At 39.5% G+C, this 25568-nt stretch carries 20 protein-coding genes; 17 read left to right on the top strand and 3 right to left on the bottom strand.

Annotated elements, in window-relative coordinates; all coding sequences use genetic code 11:
* Positions 1 to 8: 8 nt before the first annotated feature.
* The 4 genes from queA (at position 9) to B5473_RS18850 (ending at position 3448) form a co-directional block, all read left to right on the top strand.
* Positions 9 to 1046 carry a tRNA preQ1(34) S-adenosylmethionine ribosyltransferase-isomerase QueA gene (queA, locus tag B5473_RS18865; RefSeq protein WP_079528011.1) on the top strand — a complete coding sequence of 346 codons (1038 nt, stop codon included), beginning with the start codon at positions 9 to 11 and terminating at the stop codon, positions 1044 to 1046.
* Between the two features lie 117 nt (positions 1047 to 1163).
* Complete coding sequence (gene tgt / locus B5473_RS18860) at positions 1164 to 2321, top strand: tRNA guanosine(34) transglycosylase Tgt (protein WP_079528009.1); 1158 nt, start codon at positions 1164 to 1166, stop codon at positions 2319 to 2321.
* 128 nt (positions 2322 to 2449) lie between these two features.
* The gene (gene yajC / locus B5473_RS18855) at positions 2450 to 2710 is read left to right on the top strand and encodes a preprotein translocase subunit YajC (protein ID WP_079528006.1); all 261 of its coding nucleotides are present in this window, start codon (positions 2450 to 2452) and stop codon (positions 2708 to 2710) included.
* A 96-nt stretch (positions 2711 to 2806) separates the two neighbouring features.
* Positions 2807 to 3448, top strand: coding sequence for a DUF421 domain-containing protein (locus tag B5473_RS18850; RefSeq protein ID WP_079528004.1), 642 nt, complete (start codon positions 2807 to 2809; stop codon positions 3446 to 3448).
* Here B5473_RS18850 and B5473_RS18845 read toward each other — a convergent pair.
* Entirely contained in the window at positions 3428 to 4897 is a 1470-nt protein-coding gene (locus B5473_RS18845) for a putative polysaccharide biosynthesis protein (RefSeq protein WP_254865370.1), read from the bottom strand. The two genes, B5473_RS18850 and B5473_RS18845, sit on opposite strands and share 21 nt — an antisense overlap.
* A 132-nt stretch (positions 4898 to 5029) precedes the next feature.
* On the opposite strand from B5473_RS18845, the gene B5473_RS18840 reads away from it, so the two are divergent.
* The 9 genes from B5473_RS18840 to B5473_RS18800 all read left to right on the top strand — a co-directional run bounded on the left by B5473_RS18840 (position 5030) and on the right by B5473_RS18800 (position 15472).
* Positions 5030 to 5338, top strand: a complete 309-nt coding sequence (locus B5473_RS18840) for a post-transcriptional regulator (protein WP_079528000.1) — start codon at positions 5030 to 5032, stop codon at positions 5336 to 5338.
* Between the two features lie 215 nt (positions 5339 to 5553).
* Positions 5554 to 7827, top strand: coding sequence for a protein translocase subunit SecDF (gene secDF, locus B5473_RS18835; protein WP_079527998.1), 2274 nt, complete (start codon positions 5554 to 5556; stop codon positions 7825 to 7827).
* Positions 7828 to 7933: 106 nt separating this feature from the next.
* On the top strand, positions 7934 to 8299 hold the full coding sequence (locus tag B5473_RS18830) for a LapA family protein (RefSeq protein ID WP_079527996.1): 366 nt from the start codon (positions 7934 to 7936) through the stop codon (positions 8297 to 8299).
* 232 nt (positions 8300 to 8531) lie between these two features.
* Positions 8532 to 10853, top strand: coding sequence for a single-stranded-DNA-specific exonuclease RecJ (gene recJ / locus B5473_RS18825; protein ID WP_079527994.1), 2322 nt, complete (start codon positions 8532 to 8534; stop codon positions 10851 to 10853).
* A 16-nt stretch (positions 10854 to 10869) separates the two neighbouring features.
* On the top strand, positions 10870 to 11382 hold the full coding sequence (locus B5473_RS18820; protein WP_079527992.1) for an adenine phosphoribosyltransferase: 513 nt from the start codon (positions 10870 to 10872) through the stop codon (positions 11380 to 11382).
* Positions 11383 to 11575: 193 nt separating this feature from the next.
* The gene (locus B5473_RS18815) at positions 11576 to 13771 is read left to right on the top strand and encodes a RelA/SpoT family protein (RefSeq protein WP_079527990.1); all 2196 of its coding nucleotides are present in this window, start codon (positions 11576 to 11578) and stop codon (positions 13769 to 13771) included.
* 18 nt (positions 13772 to 13789) lie between these two features.
* A complete protein-coding gene (gene dtd / locus B5473_RS18810) occupies positions 13790 to 14236 on the top strand; it encodes a D-aminoacyl-tRNA deacylase (protein WP_079527988.1) in 447 nt (148 codons plus the stop codon).
* A 70-nt stretch (positions 14237 to 14306) separates the two neighbouring features.
* On the top strand, positions 14307 to 14513 hold the full coding sequence (locus tag B5473_RS18805) for a YuzF family protein (RefSeq protein WP_251689991.1): 207 nt from the start codon (positions 14307 to 14309) through the stop codon (positions 14511 to 14513).
* Positions 14514 to 14578: 65 nt separating this feature from the next.
* Positions 14579 to 15472, top strand: coding sequence for a manganese catalase family protein (locus tag B5473_RS18800; protein WP_079527983.1), 894 nt, complete (start codon positions 14579 to 14581; stop codon positions 15470 to 15472).
* A 92-nt stretch (positions 15473 to 15564) separates the two neighbouring features.
* Here B5473_RS18800 and hisA read toward each other — a convergent pair whose 3' ends face one another.
* A complete protein-coding gene (hisA, locus tag B5473_RS18795) occupies positions 15565 to 16326 on the bottom strand; it encodes a phosphoribosylformimino-5-aminoimidazole carboxamide ribotide isomerase (protein WP_079527981.1) in 762 nt (253 codons plus the stop codon).
* A 162-nt stretch (positions 16327 to 16488) separates the two neighbouring features.
* Between hisA and recD2 the strand changes: the two genes are divergently transcribed.
* Both recD2 and B5473_RS18785 read left to right on the top strand, forming a co-directional pair.
* The gene (gene recD2, locus B5473_RS18790; RefSeq protein ID WP_079528806.1) at positions 16489 to 18984 is read left to right on the top strand and encodes an SF1B family DNA helicase RecD2; all 2496 of its coding nucleotides are present in this window, start codon (positions 16489 to 16491) and stop codon (positions 18982 to 18984) included.
* A gap of 334 nt (positions 18985 to 19318) precedes the next feature.
* Entirely contained in the window at positions 19319 to 20530 is a 1212-nt protein-coding gene (locus B5473_RS18785) for a NupC/NupG family nucleoside CNT transporter (protein ID WP_079527978.1), read from the top strand.
* Positions 20531 to 20575: 45 nt separating this feature from the next.
* On the opposite strand, the gene yeiL is transcribed toward B5473_RS18785, so the two are convergent.
* Positions 20576 to 21244 carry a transcriptional regulator YeiL gene (gene yeiL, locus B5473_RS18780; protein WP_079527976.1) on the bottom strand — a complete coding sequence of 223 codons (669 nt, stop codon included), beginning with the start codon at positions 21242 to 21244 and terminating at the stop codon, positions 20576 to 20578.
* Between the two features lie 103 nt (positions 21245 to 21347).
* Here yeiL and B5473_RS18775 point away from each other — a divergent pair, with 103 nt between their 5' ends.
* Positions 21348 to 22496 carry an MFS transporter gene (locus B5473_RS18775; RefSeq protein ID WP_079527974.1) on the top strand — a complete coding sequence of 383 codons (1149 nt, stop codon included), beginning with the start codon at positions 21348 to 21350 and terminating at the stop codon, positions 22494 to 22496.
* 398 nt (positions 22497 to 22894) lie between these two features.
* On the top strand, positions 22895 to 25567 hold the full coding sequence (gene alaS / locus B5473_RS18770; RefSeq protein WP_079527972.1) for an alanine--tRNA ligase: 2673 nt from the start codon (positions 22895 to 22897) through the stop codon (positions 25565 to 25567).
* Position 25568 lies beyond the last annotated feature (1 nt).

Here is a 25568-nt window from a genome sequence, read left to right as displayed (position 1 = left end):
TTTTGAACGTGAAAGTAGAAGATTTTGATTTTTATTTACCAGAGGAATTAATTGCCCAAACACCATTATTGGACCGTACAGCGAGTCGTCTAATGGTAGTAAATCCGAACTCACTAGAAGTGGAGCATCACACTTTCGGTCATATTTTAGATGAGCTAAATGCAGGGGATTGCCTTGTGTTGAATGATACACGTGTATTGCCGGCACGCTTAATGGGTGTCAAAGCTGATACGGGTGCGAACATTGAATTATTGCTGTTAAAACAGACAAATGACGATGAGTGGGAGACATTAGTAAAGCCTGCAAAGCGTGTGAAAACAGGCACTGTCGTTACTTTTGGTGACGGACTATTGACGGCAACTTGTACGGGTGAGCTGGATCACGGCGGCCGTACTTTTAAATTCACATATGACGGGATTTTTTATGAAATTTTAGATCAACTCGGTGAAATGCCATTACCGCCATATATCCGTGAAAAGTTGGATGACCAAGACCGTTATCAAACGGTTTATGCAAAAGAGCGCGGGTCTGCAGCTGCTCCAACAGCGGGTCTGCATTTTACTCAGCCTTTACTTAAAGCGATTAAAGCAAAAGGTGTTGAAGTCGTATTTATTACACTGCATGTAGGACTTGGTACATTCCGACCTGTAAGTGTGGATTCGATTGAGGACCATGATATGCATTCTGAATTTTACAGTGTGACAGAAGAGGCAGCGGCTGTAATTGAACGTGTCAAACAAGCAGGTGGCAAAGTGATATCGGTAGGGACTACTTCAACTCGTACACTTGAAACAGTAGCAACGAAAAATGACGGAAAAATTGTCGCCTCTCAAGGGTGGACGAATATTTTCATTTATCCGGGATATGAATATAAAGCAATCGACGGACTGATTACAAACTTCCATTTACCGAAGTCGACATTAGTAATGCTTGTCAGCGCACTTGCTTCGAAGGAAACAATTATGAACGCTTATGAACAAGCGGTTAAGGAAAAATACCGTTTCTTCAGCTTTGGCGATGCAATGTTTATCCGCCCGGCTAAGTAATTTGCAATTAAACCAAAACCTATATACAATAATGATTTGTGCAACACCTACTAAACTTAGTAGGTGTTTTCATTCGAAGTACTGTGTTTACTTTAGAAACGAGAGGATTTTTTTATTATGACTGAAACAACAAAACAACCACCAATTCGTTATGAATTGATTAAAACATGTGCACAGACTGGTGCGCGATTAGGTATTGTCCATACACCACACGGTTCATTTGAAACACCAACATTTATGCCGGTCGGTACACAAGCGACAGTAAAAGCAATGAGCCCTGAAGAATTAAAAGAGATGAATGCAGGAATCATTCTGTCAAACACATATCACCTATGGTTGCGTCCAGGGAATGATATCGTGAAAGAAGCAGGCGGACTGCATAAATTCATGAACTGGGATCGTCCAATTTTAACGGATTCAGGCGGTTTCCAAGTATTTTCTTTATCAAAATTCCGTAAAATCGAAGAAGAAGGCGTTTATTTCCGTAACCATTTAAATGGAGACAAGCTGTTTTTATCACCGGAAAAGGCGATGGAAATCCAAAACGACTTAGGTTCTGATATTATGATGGCATTTGATGAATGTCCGCCATTCCCGGCGACATACGAATACATGGAAGCTTCTGTTGACCGTACAACACGTTGGGCAAAACGCTGTAAAGAAGCACACCAACGCCCTGACGAGCAAGGACTGTTCGGAATTATTCAAGGCGGCGAGTATGAAGAGCTGCGCCGTAAATCGGCAGAAGCTTTAGTAGAGCTGGATTTCCCGGGTTATGCAATTGGCGGTTTATCAGTTGGTGAGCCGAAAGATATTATGAACAAAGTATTGGACTTCACTGCACCTATGATGCCGGCAAATAAACCACGCTATTTAATGGGCGTCGGTTCACCGGATTCTTTAATCGATGGAGCTATGCGCGGCATCGATATGTTTGACTGTGTATTACCTACACGTATCGCACGTAACGGTACATTAATGACATCTGAAGGACGTATGGTCATCAAAAATGCAAAATATGCAAAAGACTTTACGCCAATCGATGAAAATTGCGACTGTTACACATGTAAAAACTATACGCGTGCATATGTGCGTCATTTATTACGTACGGAAGAAACGTTCGGTTTACGTTTAACTTCATACCATAACCTGCGCTTCCTTATTAAATTAATGGAAGATGTACGTCAGGCTATCCGCGAAGACCGTCTTGGCGATTTCAAAGAAGAGTTCTTTGAAAAGTACGGTTACAATAAACCAAATGCTAAAAACTTCTAAAAATATGTTCGAAATCCGAAATTCAATATAATTTTTTGAGAAAAAAAAGAGTTTTTTGCGCAATAACGTGCAATTCTATACTATACTAGGTAAGTGAGAAAGAGATAGAGAAAGGGGGCAATTTGAAAATGGAAGGTTTAGTACAATTTTTGCCGATTATCGTAATGTTCGTTGCGATGTGGTTCATTTTAATTCGTCCAGCACAAAAACGTCAAAAAGCAACTGCTTCAATGCAAAACAGCTTAAAACGTGGTGATAAAGTAGTTACTGTAGGTGGCTTACACGGAGAAGTTGATGCAATTGAAGATACGACTGTCTATTTAATCGTTGACGGAAATACACGTTTAAAATTCGAACGCCAAGCAATTGGCCGTGTAGAATCGGTTTAAACGTTTCTAAAAAAGCTTGTGGAAATTTATTTTCCACAAGCTTTTTTGTATCTTTCATGCAATTTAGAACAAGCTATTGTATGAGAGGTGAATCAATTGGAAGATTATACATTAATTATATTCCGAACAATTGTTTTATATATTATTTTACTAGTGGTTTTCCGTCTAATGGGCAAACGTGAAGTTGGTGAGCTCAGCATTGTGGATTTGGCAATATTCGTATTGATGGCTGAAGTAGCTGCAATCGCTTTGGACGATTATGACAGGCAGTTCTTTAAAGCCGTTTTACCGATAATTTTATTGTTTTTGATTCAATACTTAAACTCCTGGCTTATATTAAAAAATAAAAAACTGCGCGACTTTATTGAAGGTGATCCTTCGCTTGTTATCCGCGACGGATTCATCTGTGAAGCGGAAATGAAAAAGCAGCGCTACAATCTCGATGATTTGCTCCAGCAATTACGCGAACAGGGAGTCTGCTCTGTACAGGACGTTGCCTACGCATTTTTGGAGCAATCAGGAAAGCTATCGATTTATCAAAAAAATCAGGGCGGATTTATTTTGCCTCTTATTTTGGATGGCTATGTTGATAAAAGACATTTAAAAATTATTGATAAAGATGAAGAATGGCTCGTTCGTGAATTACTGGTTAACGGCTACCCGAATATAAGAGATATTTTTTACTGCAGCTATGAAGACGGAAAGTGGTTTGTCCAATTACGAGCGCGAAAAAATTGACCGAAGATACTGGAAATCAGTAAAACGAATTTGTTTTGTAATAAACAGTAACAGCAAGACAAACCCAATTGTAATTGCAATGCTCATAATAAGCGGCATTCCCGCAGCAATGATCGGCTGTACAAAACAAGTAAGGATGAAAATACCATAAGGCAGAACAAAAAAGCGGAAACCAACATTAATCTTTTTCTGCTGTCTAATGGAAGCGATGTGTAAGAAGGATGTGATTAGTACGCCAAAGCCTATAGCGATAATCGCACCTTTCTCCTGTATGGCTGGTTGTGAGGCAAGGAAAAACAGTAAAAACAGTTTCCCGATTCCCCCATAGATGGAATTCATCATGGCAGCCTGTGCTTCATCAAGTGCTTGTAAAATGGAATGAAGCGGACTTTGTATATAGTAAAAATAAAAAATAGGTGCCAATATTTTCATATAGCCTCGATTTTCCTCCAAATGGAACAGCACCATTGTCAACTCATCGCCGTGTATGAAAAACACAGTAGCGGCCATACAGCCAATCAATGAAGATAGCCGTAATGAATGGGTAATACGCTTATTCAGCAACGGGTAATTGTTGCTCGCCAGTGCGCTACTTACAGCAGGAATGAGTACAATTGCCAATGCAGCAGGTATGAAAGCAGGGAACAGCAATAGTGGTATATGCACACCTGAGATGATTCCGTACAAAGTAGTGGCGGCGCCTGCAGCCAATCCTGAAACCGTCAGTGCCTTTAAGAATATGATCGGTTCCAAAAACCATGTAAAGGTACCGAATAACTTACTGCCTGCTGATGGCAATGCAATATTAAAAATCGGTTTTGTAAAGGAAGTGCCTGTTGATCCCTTTTTGAACATTTTACTCGAGCGTTTATAAAATATCGCCAAAAACAGTAATGAAAAGACCTCACCAATTGCTGTTATCCCCATAGCGGCTGCTGCTGTCAATGCAGGCGATTCCGAAATGAAATAAGGTAACAATACAACAATGAGACCAATCCGTACAAGCTGTTCAAGAAGCTGTGCCCATGCAGTTGGTGCAATTTTTGCTAAACCTTGTAAATATGCTTTTATTAAGCTTGAAAAGATTACGATAGGAATTGTGAAAAGGCTAATATAAAGAGTGAAAATAAGGTTTTCATTATGTAAAAGCACTTTTGCGATATACGGAATAGCAAAATAAATGAATGGGCTAAATAAAATAATTGAAATGGCCGAGATTTTGATTGCCGTTTTCATCACGGATGTGACATGTTCCGTTTTCTTTTTCGCATGGTATTCAGCAATCAGCTTAGAAATGGCAATCGGAATACCTAATTGAATAAGCGAAATGAAAAATATAAATGTCGGATAAGCCGTCATATAGAGCCCGACCGCTTCCTCCCCGGCAATACGCATAAACTGCATTCTGTACATAAACCCAAGACATTTTGAAATAAATATGACAAACATTAAAAATAATGTTCCTTTTAGAAATGAGCCCAAATAACTTCTGCTTTCTCCCTTCTCAATTTAATTTCATTCATATACAATAAAGTATGCAGTAGTAATCGCAGTTAAAACCTAAGTTCAGGAGTGATCGACATGCAAATTCCATTTTTCGGCCTTTACGAAAAGGTACAGCTTATATTGACGAACAAAATTGAAGAATTCCATTACTATGGATATGATTCGATAACGGAACAAGATTTATGGAAATATTGCATCGACAAGGTGTGGCGCAAAAAAGATGTGCAAAATATGCGGTTGCATGAGCTGACATCCGGCATTTTCGGTGCAACGGCTTCGGAAGTGTTAAGCTATATGCAAATAAGGGATTTTAAGCGCAATGAATTGAACTTGAAGCTTTCCAGTGAAGAGCTGAAAAGTTTATTTCAACCGCTTAAGGAGTAGGGAAATATAAGAATTATATAATAAATTATCTAGTAATAATTTGACAGTTTCCACTAGCTGTTTCATAATGAGAGTGTTGTGCTTTTCAAACTATCGGATTGTTATTTTTGAAAAGTAATTCAGAAAATTATTGAAATGAATACATAGTTTGTGGAAGGTAATTTTTACGTTTTACATCACACCGCTTTTAGTGTGATATTGAGGAGGATTTTTTAATGAAATTAGCAAACCGTATCATTACGTTCGTTCTTGTCGTAGCATTGCTATTTACAGGAATGGGCACAACGGTAGAGAAGGTTTTAAACGATGTAAAACTTGGATTGGACCTTCAAGGTGGATTTGAAGTACTTTATGAAGTGGAGTCACTTGTTGATGGACAGGCGATTACCCAGAGTGTACTGGCAGATACAACGACGGCATTAAACAATCGTATAAATGCATTCGGTGTTAGTGAGCCAAGCATTCAAATAGAAGGGGAAGACCGAATTCGTGTTCAGCTTGCAGGTTTGGCAGATCAGGATTCTGCTCGTGAGCTATTATCTAGTACAGCGAATTTAACTTTCCGTGATGTAAATGACAATATTTTACTGGATGGTACTGATTTAAAGGAAGGTGGCGCAGCAGCGTCATTTGACCAGCAGAACCAGCCAATCGTAACTTTAACATTGAAAGACGCGGCTAAATTTGCAGAAGTGACGCAGAAAGTTATGAGCATGGGCGCACCGAATAACTTATTAGTTGTTTGGCTGGATTTTGAAGAAGGCGTAGATTCATACGCTGAAGAAAGCAAAAAGCCACCAGGCAAACAGAAATTCCAGTCAGCTGCTTCTGTAACACAAGTTTTAAATACAACAGATGTTATGATTTCGGGTAACTTCACAGTAGAAGAAACGAAAAACTTTGCGTCTGTATTAAATGCAGGTTCTTTACCTGTTAAGTTAACGGAAATTTATTCAACATCGGTTGGAGCACAATTTGGTAAAGACGCATTAAATGATACAGTATTTGCAGGAGTTGTCGGCGTACTGCTAATCTTCCTGTTCATGTTGATCTACTATCGTTTACCGGGCTTTATCTCAATTATCACATTATCGGTATTCACATATTTAGTGCTGATCGTCTTTAACGGTATTAATGCTGTATTAACATTACCGGGTATTGCGGCGATCGTATTAGGGATCGGGATGGCTGTTGATGCGAATATTTTAACAGCAGAGCGTATTCGTGAAGAGCTACGTGTTGGCCATTCAGTAAAAGATGCTTATAAATTAGGTTCAAAGCAGTCTTTAACGGCAATTATTGATGCTCAATTGACAACTTTGCTTGCTGCTGTTGTATTATTCTATTATGGTACAAGCTCAGTTAAAGGATTTGCAACGACATTAATTATCTCGATTTTACTATCATTCGTAACAGCTGTGTGGGGATCTCGTGTATTACAGGGACTACTTGTAAACAGCGGTTACTTCAATAATCCGGCATGGTTCGGTATCAGCAGATCAAAACAGCATTCAATTGATGAAGAGATTACATCACTTGATTTAACAACGAAATTCGATAAATTAGACTTCGTTGGCAACCGTAAAAAATTCTATGCGATATCTACAATTATTTTGGTTGCAGGTATTGTGGTACTCGGCGTATTTAAGCTGAATCTGGGAATTGATTTTTCTCAAGGTACACGAGTAGAGATTAAATCGGATACGGCCCTAGTACAAGAAGAAGTTGCAGATTATCTGGATGAAATCGGCTTTGCAAATGATGATGTCGTAATTTCAGGCGATGATCATAAAATTGCTGTAATGCGTTATAAAGATGATTTCTCTCAACAAGAAGTACTTGATTTTAAAGAGCAGGTAAACGAAAAGTACGGACATGAGCCAAGCTTAAGTACTGTTTCGGCTACAGTCGGAAAAGAACTTGCAGAAAATGCGATGTATGCATTGGCATTGGCAGCGCTCGGCATTATTATTTATGTAGCGATTCGTTTTGAATGGCGTATGGGTCTAGGTGCCATTATTTCATTACTGCATGACGTATTCTTTATTATCGTGATTTTCAGTATGCTGCGTTTAGAGGTAGATATTACGTTTATCGCGGCGGTATTAACGATTGTCGGTTATTCGATAAACGATACCATTGTAACGTTTGACCGTATTCGCGAAAATATTGACCGTCACGAAAAAATTACGACGAAAGAAGAGCTTGCGTTGATAGTCAACAAATCTCTTCGTCAAACGATGGGACGTTCCGTTAATACAGTATTGACGGTTATTATAGTAGTTATAGCATTGATTTTCTTAGGTGCTCCTTCTATTCAAAACTTCTCAATCGCTCTATTAATCGGGTTAATTACAGGGATTTACTCTTCAATCTGTATTGCGGCACAAGTTTGGTATTCACTAAAATGCCGTGAAATGGACAAAAAAGGTACTTCTGTTGTGAAAAAAGAGAAAAAACAATGGGGTTCAGACGAGCCACAAGTTTAAGAATATTAAACCGCGTAATTGCAATTCTGCAAATTACGCGGTTTTTGTTTACCCTCCTCGAAAAAAAGGAATAAATTTCTTAAATAAAGCGTGAGAGGAGACTAATATGAAAATTCAATGGACATTGGTAGTTGGACTCATTTTTGCTATAATAATTGCCATCTTTGCTACAGTAAATGTGGATAGCGTGCAGGTTAATTACGTTTTTGGAGAAGCGCGCTGGCCGTTGATATTAATCATTTTAGGATCGGTGTTAATTGGTTTTATTATCAGCTTTTGCTTTTCGGCATTCCGTATGTACGGGGGTAAAAGGCAAACGAAAGCAGTACGAAAAGAACTTGAAGCAACCCATGTACTGATTAATGAAAAGGATGCTGAGATTGTCCGATTGAAAAACGAGCTCCGGGAACGGGGTGCTTCCGCATTTGTGACAGAAGAAATTCCGGATAATGAGGAAAGGACGAAAAAGTAAACAAAAGGATATGCGATCCAATCGTAGCTATTTGAAACAACAAACGTTTCAAATAGCTTTTTTAATTGATTATCCTATTCGGTAAAGAAACGTTTGATGACCATGTAATGTATCCATTTTAATAAACACTCTTCCTGAAATTACATATCAATTTTTCTATTAATATCAGAAGAAACTTTGGGAAACGTAATAGATTTCCGTTATAATGAACTGCGTGAGGAAGTGAATATATATGATACAGTCACAAAAATTATGGACAATAACAAAACAAGATGAGCAACTTGTAAAACAATTTAGTGAACAGCTGAATATTTCAACGATCGCAGCAAAAATCTTAATTGCCCGTGGCTGCACATCGATAGAACAAGCAAAGCCATTATTGAAAATTGATGAAACGCAGTACCATGATCCGTTTCTAATGGCGGGGATGGAAGACGCGGTTATGCGTATTGAACAAGCATTAGATAACGGTGAAAAGATTCTCGTATACGGTGATTACGACGCCGATGGTATTACAAGTACAACTGTGCTGCTCAATACTTTACTTGATCTGGGGGCAGATGTCAGCTTTGTCATTCCAGATCGGTTTATTCATGGATATGGCCCGAACGAAGAACTTTTCAAAAAAGCTTATGAAGATGGCGTAAATTTAATTATTACGGTCGATAATGGGATAAGCGGGATTGAGCAAGTAAAAGTGGCCAGAGAACTTGGTATGGATGTGATTATTACCGATCACCATGAGGCAGGGGATGTTTTACCGGATGCCAATGTTATCATCCACCCACGTGTACCAGAAGGTCATTACCCGTTTGGCGAGCTTGCAGGGGTAGGTGTTGCCTTTAAATTGGCGCATGCATTATATGGCGAATTGCCGGACCATTTATTTGAATATGTGGCGGTCGGGACAATTGCCGATTTAGTGCCGCTTGTTGGCGAAAACCGCTATTTAGTACAGCGTGGTTTGCAGGCGTTAAAACAGTCTCCAAATCCTTGGATTAAGGCCATTTGTGATGCTTCGGGGGCAAACCAGAGAGATATTAATGAAGAAACAGTTGGTTTTTATTTTGGTCCCCGTCTTAATGCAATTGGGCGTTTAGGCAGTGCCGAACCGGGTGTGCATTTTTTAATGAGCGAAGACCCGCTACAGGCAAATGCATTGGCAACCCAGTTAAATGATAAAAATACAGAACGGAAAAAAATTGTAGAAAATATTACAAATGAAGCAATGGCAATGATTGAAAATGATGTTACTTTAAAAGATTCTCTTGTTTTAGTAGTAGCAGGAGAAGGTTGGAATCCGGGTGTTGTCGGGATTGTTGCTTCGCGATTAGTTGAAAAATATTATCGTCCGACAATCGTTCTTTCACTTAATCATGAAAAAGCGATCGCGAAAGGTTCCGCGAGAAGTATTGAAGGGTTCCATCTGTATAATGAGTTGGCGAAAAACCGAGATATTTTACCGCATTTCGGCGGACATCCAATGGCGGCAGGGATGACATTACCAATAGAACATGTGGATACATTGCGTACACGTTTAAATGAACAGGCCAGCCTTTGTTTAACCGAAGAGCAGCTTATACAGAAGATGCAGATTGATGTTCCGATTGAGCTAAGTGAAATTACCGTCGATGCAATTGAAGAACTGCGGCAATTGGCTCCATTTGGCACAGAATTTCCGAAGCCGGTTTTTGGGATTCAGGATGTAAAAGTAAAATCGATGCGCAAAATTGGTTCCGGCGAAAATCATTTGAAGATGGAGCTGGAAGATCTGTATCGCTCTCTTGATGCAATTGGGTTCAACAAAGGGTCCTTACATGATGAAATTTCATATGGTGTTGCCTTATCATTAGTTGGAGACCTGCAGATCAATGAATGGCAGGGCAATAAAAAACCGCAATTCATGATTCAGGATGTCCGGGTTAATGAATGGCAACTATATGATTACCGTGGGAAAAGCAAAACTGCAAACTGGCTTGCTAAAATTAACGCGGAAAAAACGGATTTTATTGCTTTTTCCGAACAGACAAAGGTTCATTTTGAACAGGAGATCCCAAAAGAAATTATAAATTTCACTCTTGGGACAGATGCTGGAAAATTACACAAAAATATCGTATTACTCGATTTGCCGGAAAATGTATCCACATTGGAAAAATTACTGCAAGAAGTTCAAATTGAACGAATCTATGCACATTTATATACTGATCAATCAGCATATTTTAATGGAATGCCGACAAGGGAACACTTTAAATGGTATTACGGATTCCTGAAAAAACGTCCTGATTTCAACTTGAAACAACATATTCGACAATTATCCGAACATATCGGACTAAATATAGAAGTAATTAAATTTATGACAAAAGTGTTTTTTGAGCTAGGATTTGTTACAATAGAGAATGGTTTGACGACAGTAAACGAAAATGCACCGAAAAAAGCATTATCCGAAGCACCGTCATATAAATTGCGTTCACAACAAATTGAACTTGAGCAGAAGCTGTTATATGCAACATACAGTGAACTTAAGCAATGGTTTAATGAACGATTGAGTTCTTGAGGAGGACATAGGAAGAATGGATTTAAAACAATACGTAACAACAGTTGAAAATTGGCCGAAAGAGGGCATCAGCTTTAAAGATATTACAACAATCATGGATAATGGTCCGGCATATAAATATGCGACTGATGAAATTGTAGAATATGCAAAAGAAGTTGGCGCTGAAATCATCGTAGGTCCTGAAGCACGCGGATTTATTATTGGTTGTCCAGTTGCATATGCTTTAGAAATCGGTTTCGCACCAGTTCGTAAACCAGGAAAGCTTCCACGTGAAGTTATTTCTGCAGATTATGGCTTAGAATACGGTACTGACACGTTAACAATGCACAAAGATGCAGTAAAACCAGGTCAAAAAGTTTTAATCTGTGATGACTTGCTTGCAACAGGCGGTACAGTAGAAGCAACTGTTCGCTTAATCGAACAATTAGGCGGCGAAGTAGTGGGTGCAGCATTCATTATCGAGCTTACAGAATTGAACGGCCGCAACAAAATCAACAATATTCCAATTAAAACTTTAATTCAATATTAATCCACAAAACTATCCCGCATAACTTTGCGGGATAGTTTTTTTCAATGATTATCTATTAGAAGCTGTTCAATAATTCTACAAATTTCGACTTTCTGCAAAACTAAATGCCCGCGTGCCTTTACATTTAGTAGGCATTTTTTATACAATTGAACTTATACTTAAAGCGAAAATAGAAAGAACAGGTGGACTCATAATGGCGAAAGAACAAATATTGGCGCCCGAAGATGTTTTCGAGCTCGTCAAATCTTATATGAACGAAGAACATGTTACCTTTGTTGTTAAAGCATATGAGGTAGCGAAAGAAGCACATAAAGAGCAGTTCCGCAGCTCGGGAGAACCATATATTATTCACCCAGTACAGGTGGCGGGTATTTTGGCTGAGCTGCAAATGGATCCTGAAACGGTAGCCGCAGGATTTTTGCATGATGTCGTGGAAGACACGGAAGTGACACGCGAAGATCTAGTAAATGAATTCAGTGAAGAAGTAGCCAAGCTTGTTGATGGGGTAACGAAGCTCGGGAAAATTAAATATATGTCAAAAGAAGAGCAGCAAGCCGAAAACCACCGGAAAATGTTCGTTGCGATGGCTCAGGATATCCGAGTGATTTTAATCAAGCTGGCGGACCGTCTGCATAATATGCGGACATTAAAACATTTACCGGCTGAAAAACAACGCCGCATTTCTCAGGAAACACTGGAAATTTTCGCACCATTAGCACACAGATTAGGGATTTCGAAAGTGAAATGGGAGCTGGAGGATACGGCATTACGCTATTTAAATCCGCAGCAGTATTACCGGATCGTCAGCTTGATGAAGAAAAAGCGTGATGAACGTGAAGCTTATTTGGATAACGTAATGGACGAAATCAATTCCCAGCTGAAAGAAGTGGAAATTGAAGCGGATATTTTTGGCCGTCCGAAACATTTATACAGTATTTACCGTAAAATGGTACTTCAAAAAAAGCAGTTTAATGAAATTTATGATTTACTCGCGGTACGTATTTTAGTCGATAGTATTAAAGATTGCTACGCGGTAATCGGAATTATCCATACATTATGGAAGCCGATGCCCGGACGCTTTAAAGATTATATTGCGATGCCAAAGCAAAACCTGTACCAATCCCTACATACAACTGTTATCGGACCATATGGGGATCCGCTTGAGGTGCAGATCCGTACAAAGGATATGCACAAAATAGCAGAGTTCGGTATCGCAGCACACTGGGCTTATAAAGAAGGCAAAACCGTTGAACAAAATGCAGAAACAATCGATCAGAAGCTGACTTGGTTCCGTGAAATCCTCGAGTTCCAAAATGAATCATCAAATGCTGCGGAGTTTATGGAATCGTTGAAATTCGATTTATTCTCGGATATGGTATATGTCTTCTCGCCAAAAGGGGACGTTATTGAGCTTCCATCCGGTTCTGTACCAATTGACTTTGCTTACCGTGTTCACTCGGAGGTCGGGAATAAAACAATTGGTGCAAAAGTGAACGGTAAAATGGTACCGCTTGATACACCTTTAAAAACAGGGGATATTGTTGAGGTATTAACATCGAAACAATCATTCGGCCCTAGCCGAGACTGGATTAAAATTGCACAAAGTTCGCAGGCAAAAAACAAAATCAAGCAATTTTTCAAAAAGCATGTGCGTGAAGAAAGTGTTGTTAAAGGAAAAGAACTCGTTGAAAAAGAAATTAAGGCTCAAGAGTTTGATATAAAGGAAGTCTTAACAACAGAAAATATTAAACGTGTGATTGAAAAATTCAATTATACACATGAAGATGATTTGTATGCGGCTGTCGGCGTAGGCGGAATTACGGCTCAGCAAATCGTCAATCGTCTTGCTGAAAAAATGCGAAAAGAGCGTGAACAGGAAGAAGCTCTCGAAAAAATCGTTAAAAGCATGAACAATCCAACACCAAAAAAACGTACGGAATCAGGTGTTATTGTAAAAGGAATCGATAATTTATTAATTCGTTTATCACGTTGCTGTACACCGGTACCGGGTGATGATATTGTCGGCTTTATTACGAAAGGTCGGGGTGTTTCAGTACACCGTGCAGATTGTCCGAATATCCAGGAAGATGGAAACCTGGAACGTCTTATTGAAGTGGAATGGGAAAATGACGGGACACAGATCCGCAAAGATTACCCTGTGGATATCGAGATTTCGGCATTCGACCGTCCAGGCATTTTAAATGATGTCATGCATGCTGTCAGTGAAGCGAAAACAAATATTTTGGCAGTTACAGGTCGTGCGGATCGTGAAAAAATTGCCACGATTCATTTAACGATTGCCATTACCAATATTTCAGGACTACATCGTGTTGTCGAAAAAATTAAACAGCTTCCGGATATTTATTCCGTTCAGCGTGTAATTAATTAATAGATAGTAGGGGAAAAGATGCGCGTAATATTACAACGTTCAAAACAGGCATCTGTTACAGTCGATGGACAAGTAACAGGTGCCATTCAAAAAGGCTATGTGCTGCTTGTCGGCATTACACATAGTGATACAGAAGAAGATATTAAATATGTAGCGAAAAAAATTACCGACTTGCGTATTTGGGAAGATGAGGACGGCAAGATGAATCGTTCCATTGCTGAAGAAGGCGGCGATATATTATCAATCTCCCAATTTACACTTTATGCGGATACTCGCAAAGGAAAGCGGCCTAGTTTTGTTGAAGCGGCAAGACCCGAACAGGCAAAACCGTTATGGGAAGCGTTCAATGAACAATTAAAGTCGAATGGACTGCATGTGGAAACAGGTGTTTTCGGTGCGATGATGGATGTTGCACTCATTAATGATGGTCCTGTAACAATCACGATCGAATCTAAAGGCAAATAAACGATGAACGGTTCACTCCTTTTTCGCATATTGTACAGTATGCATACAAAGGAGTGATTTTTTGGTTCAAATGAACACATATCCAAACGCGTACTGGCTTGAAGCGATCCAAAACTATTTAGGGCAAATGGTTGCCGTCCAGCAAGAGGGGAATCGTGTTCAGCAAGGGATATTGGCCGCAATATGTCCGGACTATATTGTACTGGATGTTTGCCAAACGCCGTTCTATATACGTATCGACAAAATAGTTTGGATTATGCCATTTTTAAAAAAATGAAATGAATATGGTCTACGCACTCCCAAATCGTCATAAGCTTACTATGACAATTAGGGGGTGCTTTATTGTTTCAACGCGTCAATCGATTACTTATAGATTTACCACAGGTTGAATATGGAGACGCAAACGCTGCAAGTGCAGTACAAGAATTATTAGGCGGGAAATTTGGCGAAATGTCCACTTTGAATAACTATATGTATCAGTCATTCAATTTCCGCGGGAAAAAGAAATTAAAGCCTTTTTATGATTTAGTTGCGAGTATTACAGCAGAAGAGTTTGGGCATGTGGAACTTGTAGCGACTACAATCAATTTACTCAGCAAAGATACGACGTTTTCCGGGAACCCAAATCTGGGACCGATGATGAACGCCAAAAATATGCGTAATACGCAGAGCTTTATCGCTTCTGCGCAGACAGCTTTACCTGTAGATTCGATGGGGAAACCTTGGAATGGGGAATACGTATTTTCCAGCGGGAATCTAGTGCTCGACTTGCTGCATAATTTCTTCTTGGAATGCGGAGCGCGGACACATAAAATGCGTGTTTATGAAATGACGGATCATCCGACAGCCCGTGAAATGATTGGCTATTTACTAGTGCGCGGCGGAACACATGTTGTTGCCTATGCAAAAGCGCTGGAAATGGCGACGGGTGTGGATGTAACACGGATGCTTCCGATTCCTAGCCTTGACAATCATGTATTTGACCACGCAAGAAAATATGAAGAGCGTGGCTATGGAAATGTATTATTTACATGGAATTACGTAGGGGATTATCAGGATATAAATAAAATCTGGAAAGGGCCGCATCCGTTAACGAATGCCCCGCTTATTGTGGAAGAGGGCACGCCAAAAGGTGCTAAGATGCCGGATCTGGATGAATTGCCGGAAGAGTTTGCACCGGGAATCGGTCCGGAAGAGTTCCAGATGATCGCAAAACGTCTCATGTTCAATATGTAAAATGCAGTGTATAGAAATAAACCCATTTTTCTTTGAAGGAAAAATGGGTTTTTGTTATGTCTGTTCTTACGGAATTCATTGAAAAGTGCAGGTTATTCAATACCTTCGCAATAATTCACTACTGTTTGGAAGTCCAGGTCACCGCCGAAGATGGAAAGGGCGCTGCCGATTGTTACATGCAATTTGCCATTTGAAAGTGATTCGAATTTTTTCAAATCATCAATTGAACGTACACCTCCAGCATATGTTGTTGGAATCGATGTCCATTCCGCCAAATCACGGACTAAATCTTCCTGCATCCCACTGCGTTTACCTTCTACATCAACTGCATGAATGAGCAGTTCATCACAATATTCTTCAATTTTCTTAATCGATTGCGCATTTACTTCGAAGTCGCTGAATTTTGTCCATTTATCTGTTACAACATACCATTTACCATCACGTTTTCGACAGCTCAGATCTAGGACAAGTTTTTCTTTGCCGATTTTTTTTACTAATTGCTGCAGACGATCCATATCTAGCTGCCCGTCATGAAAAATATAAGATGTCACAATGACATGCGAGGCACCAGCATCGATATATTTTTGTGCATTGTCTGCAGTAATTCCACCGCCTATTTGAAGACCGTTCGGATATGCTTCCAATGCAGAAATCGCCGCTTCTTCATTGCCGGGACCTAGCATGATAACATGTCCGCCCGTCAGTTTGTTTTGCAAAAATAATGAAGCGTAAAACGAGGAATCCTGGTCAGAAGTGAAATTTTCAACTACTTCTTTATTGTCATAGCCAAGAGTGCTCCCGACAATTTGCTTCACTTTTCCGTCGTGTAAATCAATACAAGGTCTAAAATTCATGTTCTTCACTACTTTCTCTTACATTCTATACGTATCATAACATTTTAGTGTGCTAAATTAATAGAAAAATCAGACGTGATGGCTTGTTTGCATTATTGTAGGACATGCTTTAATCGGTATGATAAAATGGGCTTACAATTTATAAGAAAGCGTGGCATGAAAATGGCGGAAAATCTAAATTTGTTTGACGTAAATAAGCTCTTTATTTTAGGTCGACCAATTGTAACAATTTTTCATAATTCAACGAATATGTACTCCATTGTTCGTGTCAAAATTCAAGAAACAAATATTCAGTATGACGAAAAAGAAATCATCGTAGTTGGCTATTTTCCTCAATTAGTAAATGATGAACTATACCGCTTTACTGGGCAGTTAAAAAGTCATCCAAAATACGGGATGCAATTTCAAATTGACACATTTGAAAAAGAAGTGCCGACAACAGAGCAGGGGATCGTCCATTATTTATCAAGTGACTTGTTTACAGGGGTCGGCAGAAAAACGGCAGAGACAATCGTTGAAAAGCTTGGAATGGATGCCCTCACAAAAATACTGGAGGATCCATCAGCACTTGATGCTGTTCCCCGCTTATCTGCTGAAAAGAAATTACATATTCGCCAAACGATCGAGGAAAACCTTGGATTGGAACGGGTGATGGTACGGCTGAACGATTGGGGCTTCGGACCACAGCTCGGGATGAAAATTTATCAGGCGTATCGTGAAGAAACAATTCAGCTGCTGACAGAAAACCCTTACCGATTGATTGAGGAAGTGGAAGGGGTCGGATTCATACGTGCGGATGAACTAGGTGCAAAGCTCGGGATAACAGGGAATCATCCGGATCGAATAAAAGCAGCGATTTTTCATGTACTGACGAATGCAGCATTATCTGAAGGACATGTTTATTTGGATGCGGAAATGGTGCTTCCGATGGTGAAAGATATACTTGAACAAAGTCAGCGCATTGAAATTCCATATGAAGCGATTTCGAAAGCGGCTATCGAAATGCGAGAGGATTCGAAAATATGCGGTGAAGAAACACGCATGTACTTGCCTTCACTTTATTTCAGTGAAGTGGGCATTGCAAGCAAGATTAATGAACTGAAAGAAAAAAATAAAATGGCCGAAAGTTTTTCGAAAGATGAAATTCGAAAAGCGATTGGCGATATTGAAGAACAGTATGATGTGACATATGCACCTACACAGGCACAGGCGATTGAGACGGCGATCAATTCCGCGGTGATGATTTTAACAGGTGGACCGGGGACGGGAAAAACGACCGTTGTCCGAGGTTTGGTCGAAGTATATGCGGAGCTTCACGGGTTATCATTAAATCCAAAAACGTATGCCGAAAAAGAGGAACCGTTTCCGATTGTCCTTGCAGCACCTACAGGACGCGCAGCGAAAAGACTCGCGGAATCGACTGGCTTACCTGCAATGACAATACACCGTTTATTAGGGTTTAATGGGCAGGAAAAGGATGAAGAAACAGAGCGCGAAGTTGTAGGGCGACTCATCATTATCGATGAGATGTCTATGGTGGATACGTGGCTGGCACATCAGCTTTTAAAAGCACTGCATGAAGATGTACAGGTCGTTTTTGTAGGGGACCAGGATCAGTTACCGCCTGTTGGACCAGGGCAAGTATTAAAGGATTTGCTTGCATCCAAACAAATTCCGACTGTTGAATTAACGGATATTTACCGTCAGGCTGAAGGATCTACAATTATCGAAATGGCTCACCAAATTAAAAAAGGCAAAGTCCCGGATACATTGACTGCAAAAACAACGGACCGTTCGTTTATTCAGGCAGGAGCCGGACAAGTAACGAGCGTTGTCACTCAAGTTGTAAAAGGTGCGCTTGCAAAAGGACAGGCAATTCGAGATATTCAAGTGTTGGCGCCGATGTACAAAGGTCCTGCAGGCATCGATAATTTAAACAAAGAAATTCAGCAGCTTGTCAATCCAAATGATGGGACAAGAAAGGAACTTGTTTTCGGTGATACGATTTACCGTATCGGAGACAAAGTACTACAGCTAGTGAATCAACCGGACAATAATGTATTTAACGGGGATATGGGTGAAGTGATTTCCATAATCCGTGCAAAGGAAACAGTGGAAAAGCAGGATTTGCTTATCGTCAGCTATGATGGGATTGAAGTAACATATCAGCGTGCAGATCTAAACCAGATCACATTGGCCTATTGCTGTTCAATTCATAAATCACAAGGCTCGGAATTTCAAACGGTCATTATGCCGATTGTCCGCGGCTACTCGAAAATGCTTCGCAGAAATTTACTGTATACGGGTATTACACGTGCCAAAAACTTTTTAATTTTATGCGGTGAGCCGGATGTATTAGCGAATGGTTTAGCGAAAACAGATGATTTAACTCGATTAACAACATTAAAGGCACGATTAAATCCTGAATTTATTACTGCTGAAAAGACAGAAGAGTTGCCGGAAACAGAAGAGGTAAAAGCGTCCGTTAAGGAAGTGAAGCAAAATCCTTCTACAGAGCAGCTTGGTCTCTTGAATGTTTCGGCTTCGCATAAAATCGGCGAAACGTTGCCAAATCACTTAACGGCAGAAACAGCACCATATATTCATCCATTAATTGGTATGGCAAATATTTCGCCGTACGACTTCAATGAAGAATAGAACTAGCCATTTTCGTTCATGTTTGAATGGGAATGGCTAGTTTTTTTTTTGCTCATGGAAATGTACTATTTTGGACAAATTTATTAAATGATGTGTTTATGTTCAAAGGTAGAGGGAAGATGTTTTAAATATAATAAAAGTTTGAATCAAAACGGGGCATAATAAAAAAATGATAACTTTTTGCGGAAAAATCAGAACTTTTGAAAGAAACTATTAATTAATATTATTTGTGTGGATATGTTAGTATGAAAAAAACTTATATGACGTCCGAAGTTTGATGTCAAATATTACAAAATGAAAAGGTTTTCAAAACTAAAAAAGAAGGTGCACATACATGGATTTCGTATGGGGAATCATAGGTATTCTGGGAATCGTACTGATTGCCATCGGGTTATCGAATAACCGTAAAGCAATTCAATGGAGAATTATTATTTCAGGATTAGTTGTCCAGTTGATTTTTGCATTTATCGTATTAAAGTGGTCTTTTGGCCGCGAAAAGCTTATGCAACTTTCTGAAGGGGTTCAGAAGCTGATTAGTTATGCCAATGAAGGGATTAACTTCGTATTCGGCGGTTTAGCAAATCCGGATAATGTTGGATTTGTATTCGCGATGAGCGTATTAACAATTATTATTTTCTTCTCATCTTTAATCTCTGTCCTTTACTACTTAGGGATTATGCAATTTGTCATTAAGATTATTGGTGGTTTCTTATCAAAAGTGTTAGGTACAACAAAAGCGGAATCAGTAAACGCTGCTGCCAATATTTTCGTTGGACAAACAGAAGCACCGCTTGTAATTCGTCCATTTTTAAATAAAATGACGAAATCGCAAATGTTCGCTGTTATGACAGGTGGACTTGCATCGGTTTCGGGTTCGGTATTAATTGGTTATTCATTATTAGGTGTTCCACTTGAATACTTACTGGCGGCAAGTTTCATGGCTGCTCCAGCTGGACTGGTAATGGCGAAATTAATGATTCCTGAAACAGAAGAAGTAAATGAAGATGACTTTAAATTAGAACGTAATTCTGAAGCTACAAATGTTATTGATGCAGCAGCAGTAGGTGCATCTGACGGATTGAAATTAGCTGTAAACGTTGGGGCAATGCTATTAAGTTTCATCGCATTAATTGCCTTATTAAACGGTATTTTAGGTGGAATTACAGGATTATTCGGTTTTGATAATGTAACACTTGAAGGCATTTTAGGTTATGTATTTGCGCCGTTAGCATTTTTAATCGGTGTTCCTTGGGATGAAGCAGTACGTGCAGGTTCATTTATCGGTCAAAAATTAATTTTAAATGAATTTGTTGCCTACTCTAACTTCGGTCCAGTTATCGGCGAGCTTTCTGACAAAACAGCCATTATTATTTCGTTTGCACTTTGTGGTTTTGCAAACTTAAGCTCAATGGGTATTTTAATCGGTGGTTTAGGTGGTATGGCACCGGATAAACGTCCGATGATTGCACAGCTTGCTATTAGAGCGGTTGCTGCAGGTACATTGGCATCATTATTATCAGCTGCAATTGCTGGTATGTTTATTTAATATATTTCAGAGACTGTGCTAAAAATATTTTAGCGCAGTCTTTTTTTAATACGTAATTTCTGATGCAAGTTTTTCTAGTTCAGACCGATTCGTCAGAACATACCCGCGATTTTGCTTCGTTATATAGCCGGCTTCGCTAAATTGTGCAAGGACAAATAGCAAGTGGCGATAAGATACCCCTAAGTAATCACATACTTCAGTATGTTTTTCTTTATAGAATTGTTGATCTGAAGATAGTAGAATGAATGAGGCTAATCGGTTTTCCAGCGGATAGACCTGATTTTGTGTATATTTTGCTGTTGCTGTCGTTGCTTTGTGACTTAAAAAAATACAGAGCATTTTCAGAAACACAGGATCTGCCAATAATTTTTCCTTCACTTCCTGTATCGAAATCGCAAAACATACTGACTTTGATAAAGTTTGAATGCCTTTTGAATAGCGTTCAGCATTTAACAGTTCCATTTCACCCATGAATGTTGGAGCCGTAATAAAATCGATGAGCGAAATTTTCCCGTTTTTATGGGTAATATATAATTTAGCTTTCCCTTCAACCATGTAATACAAATAGTCGGGGAAGGAATGCTCATGGAAAATAAATTCGCCTTTATCGAATTCATACACATGGATATATGGCACAATATCAAACGAAAAATATTGGGAAATCGGATATTGTTCGATATATGATAGACTTTCATCTATTGGTAACTTTCTCAAATTATAAAGCAACTCCTTCCAGTAAAATATGAGATTTCTCACATTATTGTAGTATTTCTCATGTTAATATTCAACTTAATAAAAACTAAAAAGGATGAAGACTATGAATAATCAGCGTTGGCTCGCGAAAAACTTCTTTATGTTCTTTATTACATGGGGTATTTTCCTGCCATATTGGACAGGTTGGCTTATTAACGATAAAGGGCTTACGGTTTCGGAAGCGAGTATCATAATGGGCTTTGGACTGGTTGCACGGGCCATCTCAACGATGTTTATTTTCCCGTTTGTTTCTAAAGTGATGAGCAACAAAAATGTGCTGATCTTTTTTACGGCAAGTTCATTAGTTGTGACGCTGCTATACATACCGATTAATTCATTCGGCGGCTTGTTTTTAATGACGTTGCTGTTCAGTGCTTTTTACCCGGCATTATTGCCGGCTGTTGAGAGCAGTGCTTCCACATTAATGCAACATGGATCGATACATTATGGGAAAGCGCGTTCGTTAGGATCGTTTGGGTTTGTTGTCGCTGTATTAATCATCAGTATGATCAGCGGGATGTACGGGGAGCAAATGATATTATGGATGATGATTTTAGGTTTAGCGGCACTTCTTATCATTCAATTCATGCCTGCACCTCAAGTTTTAAGTTTAGTGCCTGTAAAAGAGAATGGAAAAACGCTCTCAATGAAAGGGCTATTTGAAGTAAAAAGCTTTATCATCGTATTGTTTGTCGTCATTTTACTTCAGGGGGCACACGCATCGTACTATAACTATGGATATATTTATTTGCAGGATCTGAATGTAAATCCGTTTTATATCGGTATGATTTTAAATGTCGCAGTAATATTTGAAGTTCTTTATTTTTATAAGGCCGATACAATTTTAACGAAATGGAAGCCATCTTCATTATTGCTTGTTGCGGCAATTGGTTCAAGCATTCGTTGGATACTGGTGTACGCATTTCCGAATATGCCGATGTTTATCATATCTCAGGCACTTCACGCCCTGTCATTTGCAATGGCGCATTATGCCTTTATCCGCTATATTTCCAAAGCTTTGCCACAGGAGCAGATCCCAAATGCACAGGGGATTTATTCGGCACTTGCAATGAGTTTAAGTGCAGCGATTCTTACATTATTGGGTGGTGCACTTTATGAAATCGAGCCAGGTTTGGCGTTCTTAGGAATGATCATATGTACAGTGCCTGCAATCCTTTTAATTTTACTGACGAAAAAACGTTTTAATTATTAAGGAATGCCGATTGACAGCACGAAGTCTATTTTTTATAATGAAGAGCATAATAAAATGAAAACGATGATGGAACAAGTACGTATGGACTTCGTGAGCAGAAAGAGATTTCCCGGCTGAAAAAATCTCCCCGAATAAATACTGAAAGCTACTCCAGAGTGCAGCTAATCACTGCCGTTTGCTTACGTTACAAGCACTTGAGATATAATGCACAGCGCATTATAAATTAGGGTGGTACCACGAGATAATAGTCTTCGTCCCTTTACCGGGATGAAGGCTTTTTTTGTTTTATTCAGCGGATTATTAAGATTTCCGGTGAACGAAGCACTTATTTACGTGAAGGTGTAATTAATTCGTACCAAAATTCATCGACTTCAACAAAAATTAGGAGGAAAAGTATCATGACAACAAAAATTATGACAGGTTCTGAAATTCGTCGTCTTTATTTGAATTTCTTTAAAGAAAAAGGGCATCATATTGAACCATCAGCACCATTAGTTCCTATTAATGACCCGTCACTTTTATGGATCAACTCAGGGGTGGCGACATTAAAACCGTATTTTGACGGACGTATTATTCCAGATAACCCGCGTATTACTAACGCACAAAAATCAATTCGTACAAACGATATCGAAAACGTAGGGAAAACAGCGCGTCACCATACATTCTTTGAAATGTTAGGGAACTTCTCTATCGGGGATTACTTTAAAAAAGAATCGATTCATTACGCTTGGGAGTTTTTAACGGATCCAAAATGGATGGGCTTCGATCCTGAAAAGTTATCGGTAACAATCCACCCTGAAGATCAGGAAGCATATGACGTATGGCACAACGAAATCGGGATTCCGAAAGAGCGCCTAATCCGACTTGAAGGCAACTTCTGGGATATCGGTGAAGGTCCATCTGGTCCAAACTCTGAAATCTTCTATGATCGCGGTGAAGAGTACGGTGTTGGTGCACCGGCGGAAGAAATGTACACAGGCGGGGAAAACGAGCGTTACCTTGAAATTTGGAACCTTGTATTTTCTCAATTCAACCATAATCCGGATGGCACATATACACCACTTCCAAAGCAAAACATCGATACAGGTATGGGTCTTGAACGTATCGTTTCTGTTGTACAAAACGTACCAACAAACTTTGATACAGATCTTTTCATGCCAATCATTGAAAAAACAGAAACTTTTGCAAACCGTACGTACAAACGTCCGCATGAAGTGGACTTAAATGAAATTTTCGGATCAACTGAAGATGTGAATACACCATTTAAAGTAATTGCCGACCATATCCGTACAGTAGCATTTGCTATCGGAGACGGTGCATTGCCATCAAATGAAGGCCGCGGTTATGTATTGCGTCGTCTATTACGTCGTGCTGTTCGATATGCGAAAAAAATCGGCATCGAAAAGCCGTTTATGTTTGAATTAGTGCCGACTGTCGGAGAGATTATGCATGATTTCTATCCGCAAGTAAAAGAAAAGGAAGCATTTATTCAACGTGTTATTAAAAACGAAGAAGTACGCTTCCATGAAACACTTGATGGCGGATTAGCAATTTTCAACGAAGTTGCAGAAAGCCAAAAAGCAAAAGGCGAAACTGTTATTCCTGGTGCTGATGCATTCCGTCTATATGATACATTCGGTTTCCCGATTGAGTTAACAGAAGAGTATGCCGAAGAAGTTGGCATGACAGTTGACCATGAAGGTTTTGAAGCTTCTATGGAACAACAGCGTGAGCGTGCACGTAATGCACGTGCTGATGTGGATTCAATGCAAGTGCAAAATGAAGTGCTGTCAAATTTAACACAGCAATCTACATTTATTTATGATGCATTTGAAGCTTCTGCAAAAGTTGCTGCTATTGTAGTGAACGGACAAGAAACTTCAACTGCTTCTGAAGGTGAAGAAGCGTTAGTTATTCTATCCGAAACACCGTTCTATGCTGAAATGGGTGGACAAATTGCAGATACTGGTATCATTGAAGCAGACGGATTCACTGCCCTCGTAAAAGATGTTCAAAAAGCACCAAATGGTCAGCCATTGCACACAGTTGTAGTTGAATCAGGTGAAATGAATGTCGGTGATATGGCTACTGCAAAAGTAGATGAAGCAAAACGTAAATTAATCCTTAAAAACCATACAGCAACACACTTAATGCACCGTGCATTAAAAGATATGTTAGGTGACCATGTAGCACAAGCAGGCTCTTATGTAGGACCGGACCGTTTACGCTTTGACTTCTCTCACTTTGGTGCTGCAACGAAAGAAGAGCTTGCGCAAGTTGAGCGTGCAGTGAACGAAAAAATCTGGGAAGATATCGAAGTTGTTATTCAGGAAATGGATATCGATTCTGCAAAAGCGATGGGTGCAATGGCATTATTCGGTGAAAAATATGGTGATGTTGTCCGTGTTGTAGCCGTTTCAGACTACTCAATCGAACTTTGCGGTGGACTACATGTAAGCCGTTCATCTGAAATCGGCATTTTCAAAATCGTATCTGAAAGCGGTATTGGTGCAGGTACACGCCGTATCGAGGCTGTTACAGGTAAAGCGGCATACGAAGCGATTAAAGAAGAAGAAGCGATCTTAAATGAAGCAGCGGGGCTTTTAAAAGCAAATGCTAAAGATGTGGCAACTCGTGTGGCGACACTTCAAGCAGATTACAAAGAACTTCAACGCGAAAATGATTCATTGTCTCAAAAAATTGCAAATGCACAAGCTGGCGCAGTATTGGATGCCGCACAAAAAATTGGTGATGTGACAGTACTTGCAACTCGTGTAGAAGCAAAAGACAATAATCAATTACGCCAAATGATGGATGATCTAAAAGAAAAAATGGATTCAGCTGTTATTGTTCTTGGTGCTGTCGATGGCGAGAAAGTAATGTTATGCGCGGGTGTAACGAAAGATATCGTAGGTGGAGACTACCACGCAGGGAATATTGTGAAGCAAGTTGCTGAAGCTTGCGGCGGTAAAGGCGGCGGTCGTCCGGATATGGCAATGGCCGGTGCAAAAGATGCTGCTAAACTGGAAGAAGCGTTAAATGCAGTTTACGAACATGTAAAATCTTTCTAAA

The sequence above is a fragment of the Solibacillus isronensis genome (assembly GCF_900168685.1).
Lineage (GTDB): Bacteria > Bacillota > Bacilli > Bacillales_A > Planococcaceae > Solibacillus > Solibacillus isronensis_A.
This window is presented reverse-complemented; position numbering and strand designations above follow the sequence as displayed.

Excerpts from the sequence above, each read along its gene's own strand:
- dtd (WP_079527988.1), top strand. The coding sequence starts at position 13,790 with ATGCGCGTAATATTACAACGTTCAAAACAGGCATCTGTTACAGTCGAT.
- B5473_RS18845 (WP_254865370.1), bottom strand. The coding sequence starts at position 4,897 with ATGTTTGTCATATTTATTTCAAAATGTCTTGGGTTTATGTACAGAATG.
- B5473_RS18840 (WP_079528000.1), top strand. The coding sequence starts at position 5,030 with ATGCAAATTCCATTTTTCGGCCTTTACGAAAAGGTACAGCTTATATTG.
- hisA (WP_079527981.1), bottom strand. The coding sequence starts at position 16,326 with ATGAATTTTAGACCTTGTATTGATTTACACGACGGAAAAGTGAAGCAA.
- B5473_RS18830 (WP_079527996.1), top strand. The coding sequence starts at position 7,934 with ATGAAAATTCAATGGACATTGGTAGTTGGACTCATTTTTGCTATAATA.
- secDF (WP_079527998.1), top strand. The coding sequence starts at position 5,554 with ATGAAATTAGCAAACCGTATCATTACGTTCGTTCTTGTCGTAGCATTG.
- B5473_RS18805 (WP_251689991.1), top strand. The coding sequence starts at position 14,307 with ATGAACACATATCCAAACGCGTACTGGCTTGAAGCGATCCAAAACTAT.
- B5473_RS18785 (WP_079527978.1), top strand. The coding sequence starts at position 19,319 with ATGGATTTCGTATGGGGAATCATAGGTATTCTGGGAATCGTACTGATT.
- recJ (WP_079527994.1), top strand. The coding sequence starts at position 8,532 with ATGATACAGTCACAAAAATTATGGACAATAACAAAACAAGATGAGCAA.
- B5473_RS18775 (WP_079527974.1), top strand. The coding sequence starts at position 21,348 with ATGAATAATCAGCGTTGGCTCGCGAAAAACTTCTTTATGTTCTTTATT.
- yajC (WP_079528006.1), top strand. The coding sequence starts at position 2,450 with ATGGAAGGTTTAGTACAATTTTTGCCGATTATCGTAATGTTCGTTGCG.
- alaS (WP_079527972.1), top strand. The coding sequence starts at position 22,895 with ATGACAACAAAAATTATGACAGGTTCTGAAATTCGTCGTCTTTATTTG.
- B5473_RS18815 (WP_079527990.1), top strand. The coding sequence starts at position 11,576 with ATGGCGAAAGAACAAATATTGGCGCCCGAAGATGTTTTCGAGCTCGTC.
- B5473_RS18820 (WP_079527992.1), top strand. The coding sequence starts at position 10,870 with ATGGATTTAAAACAATACGTAACAACAGTTGAAAATTGGCCGAAAGAG.
- recD2 (WP_079528806.1), top strand. The coding sequence starts at position 16,489 with ATGGCGGAAAATCTAAATTTGTTTGACGTAAATAAGCTCTTTATTTTA.
- tgt (WP_079528009.1), top strand. The coding sequence starts at position 1,164 with ATGACTGAAACAACAAAACAACCACCAATTCGTTATGAATTGATTAAA.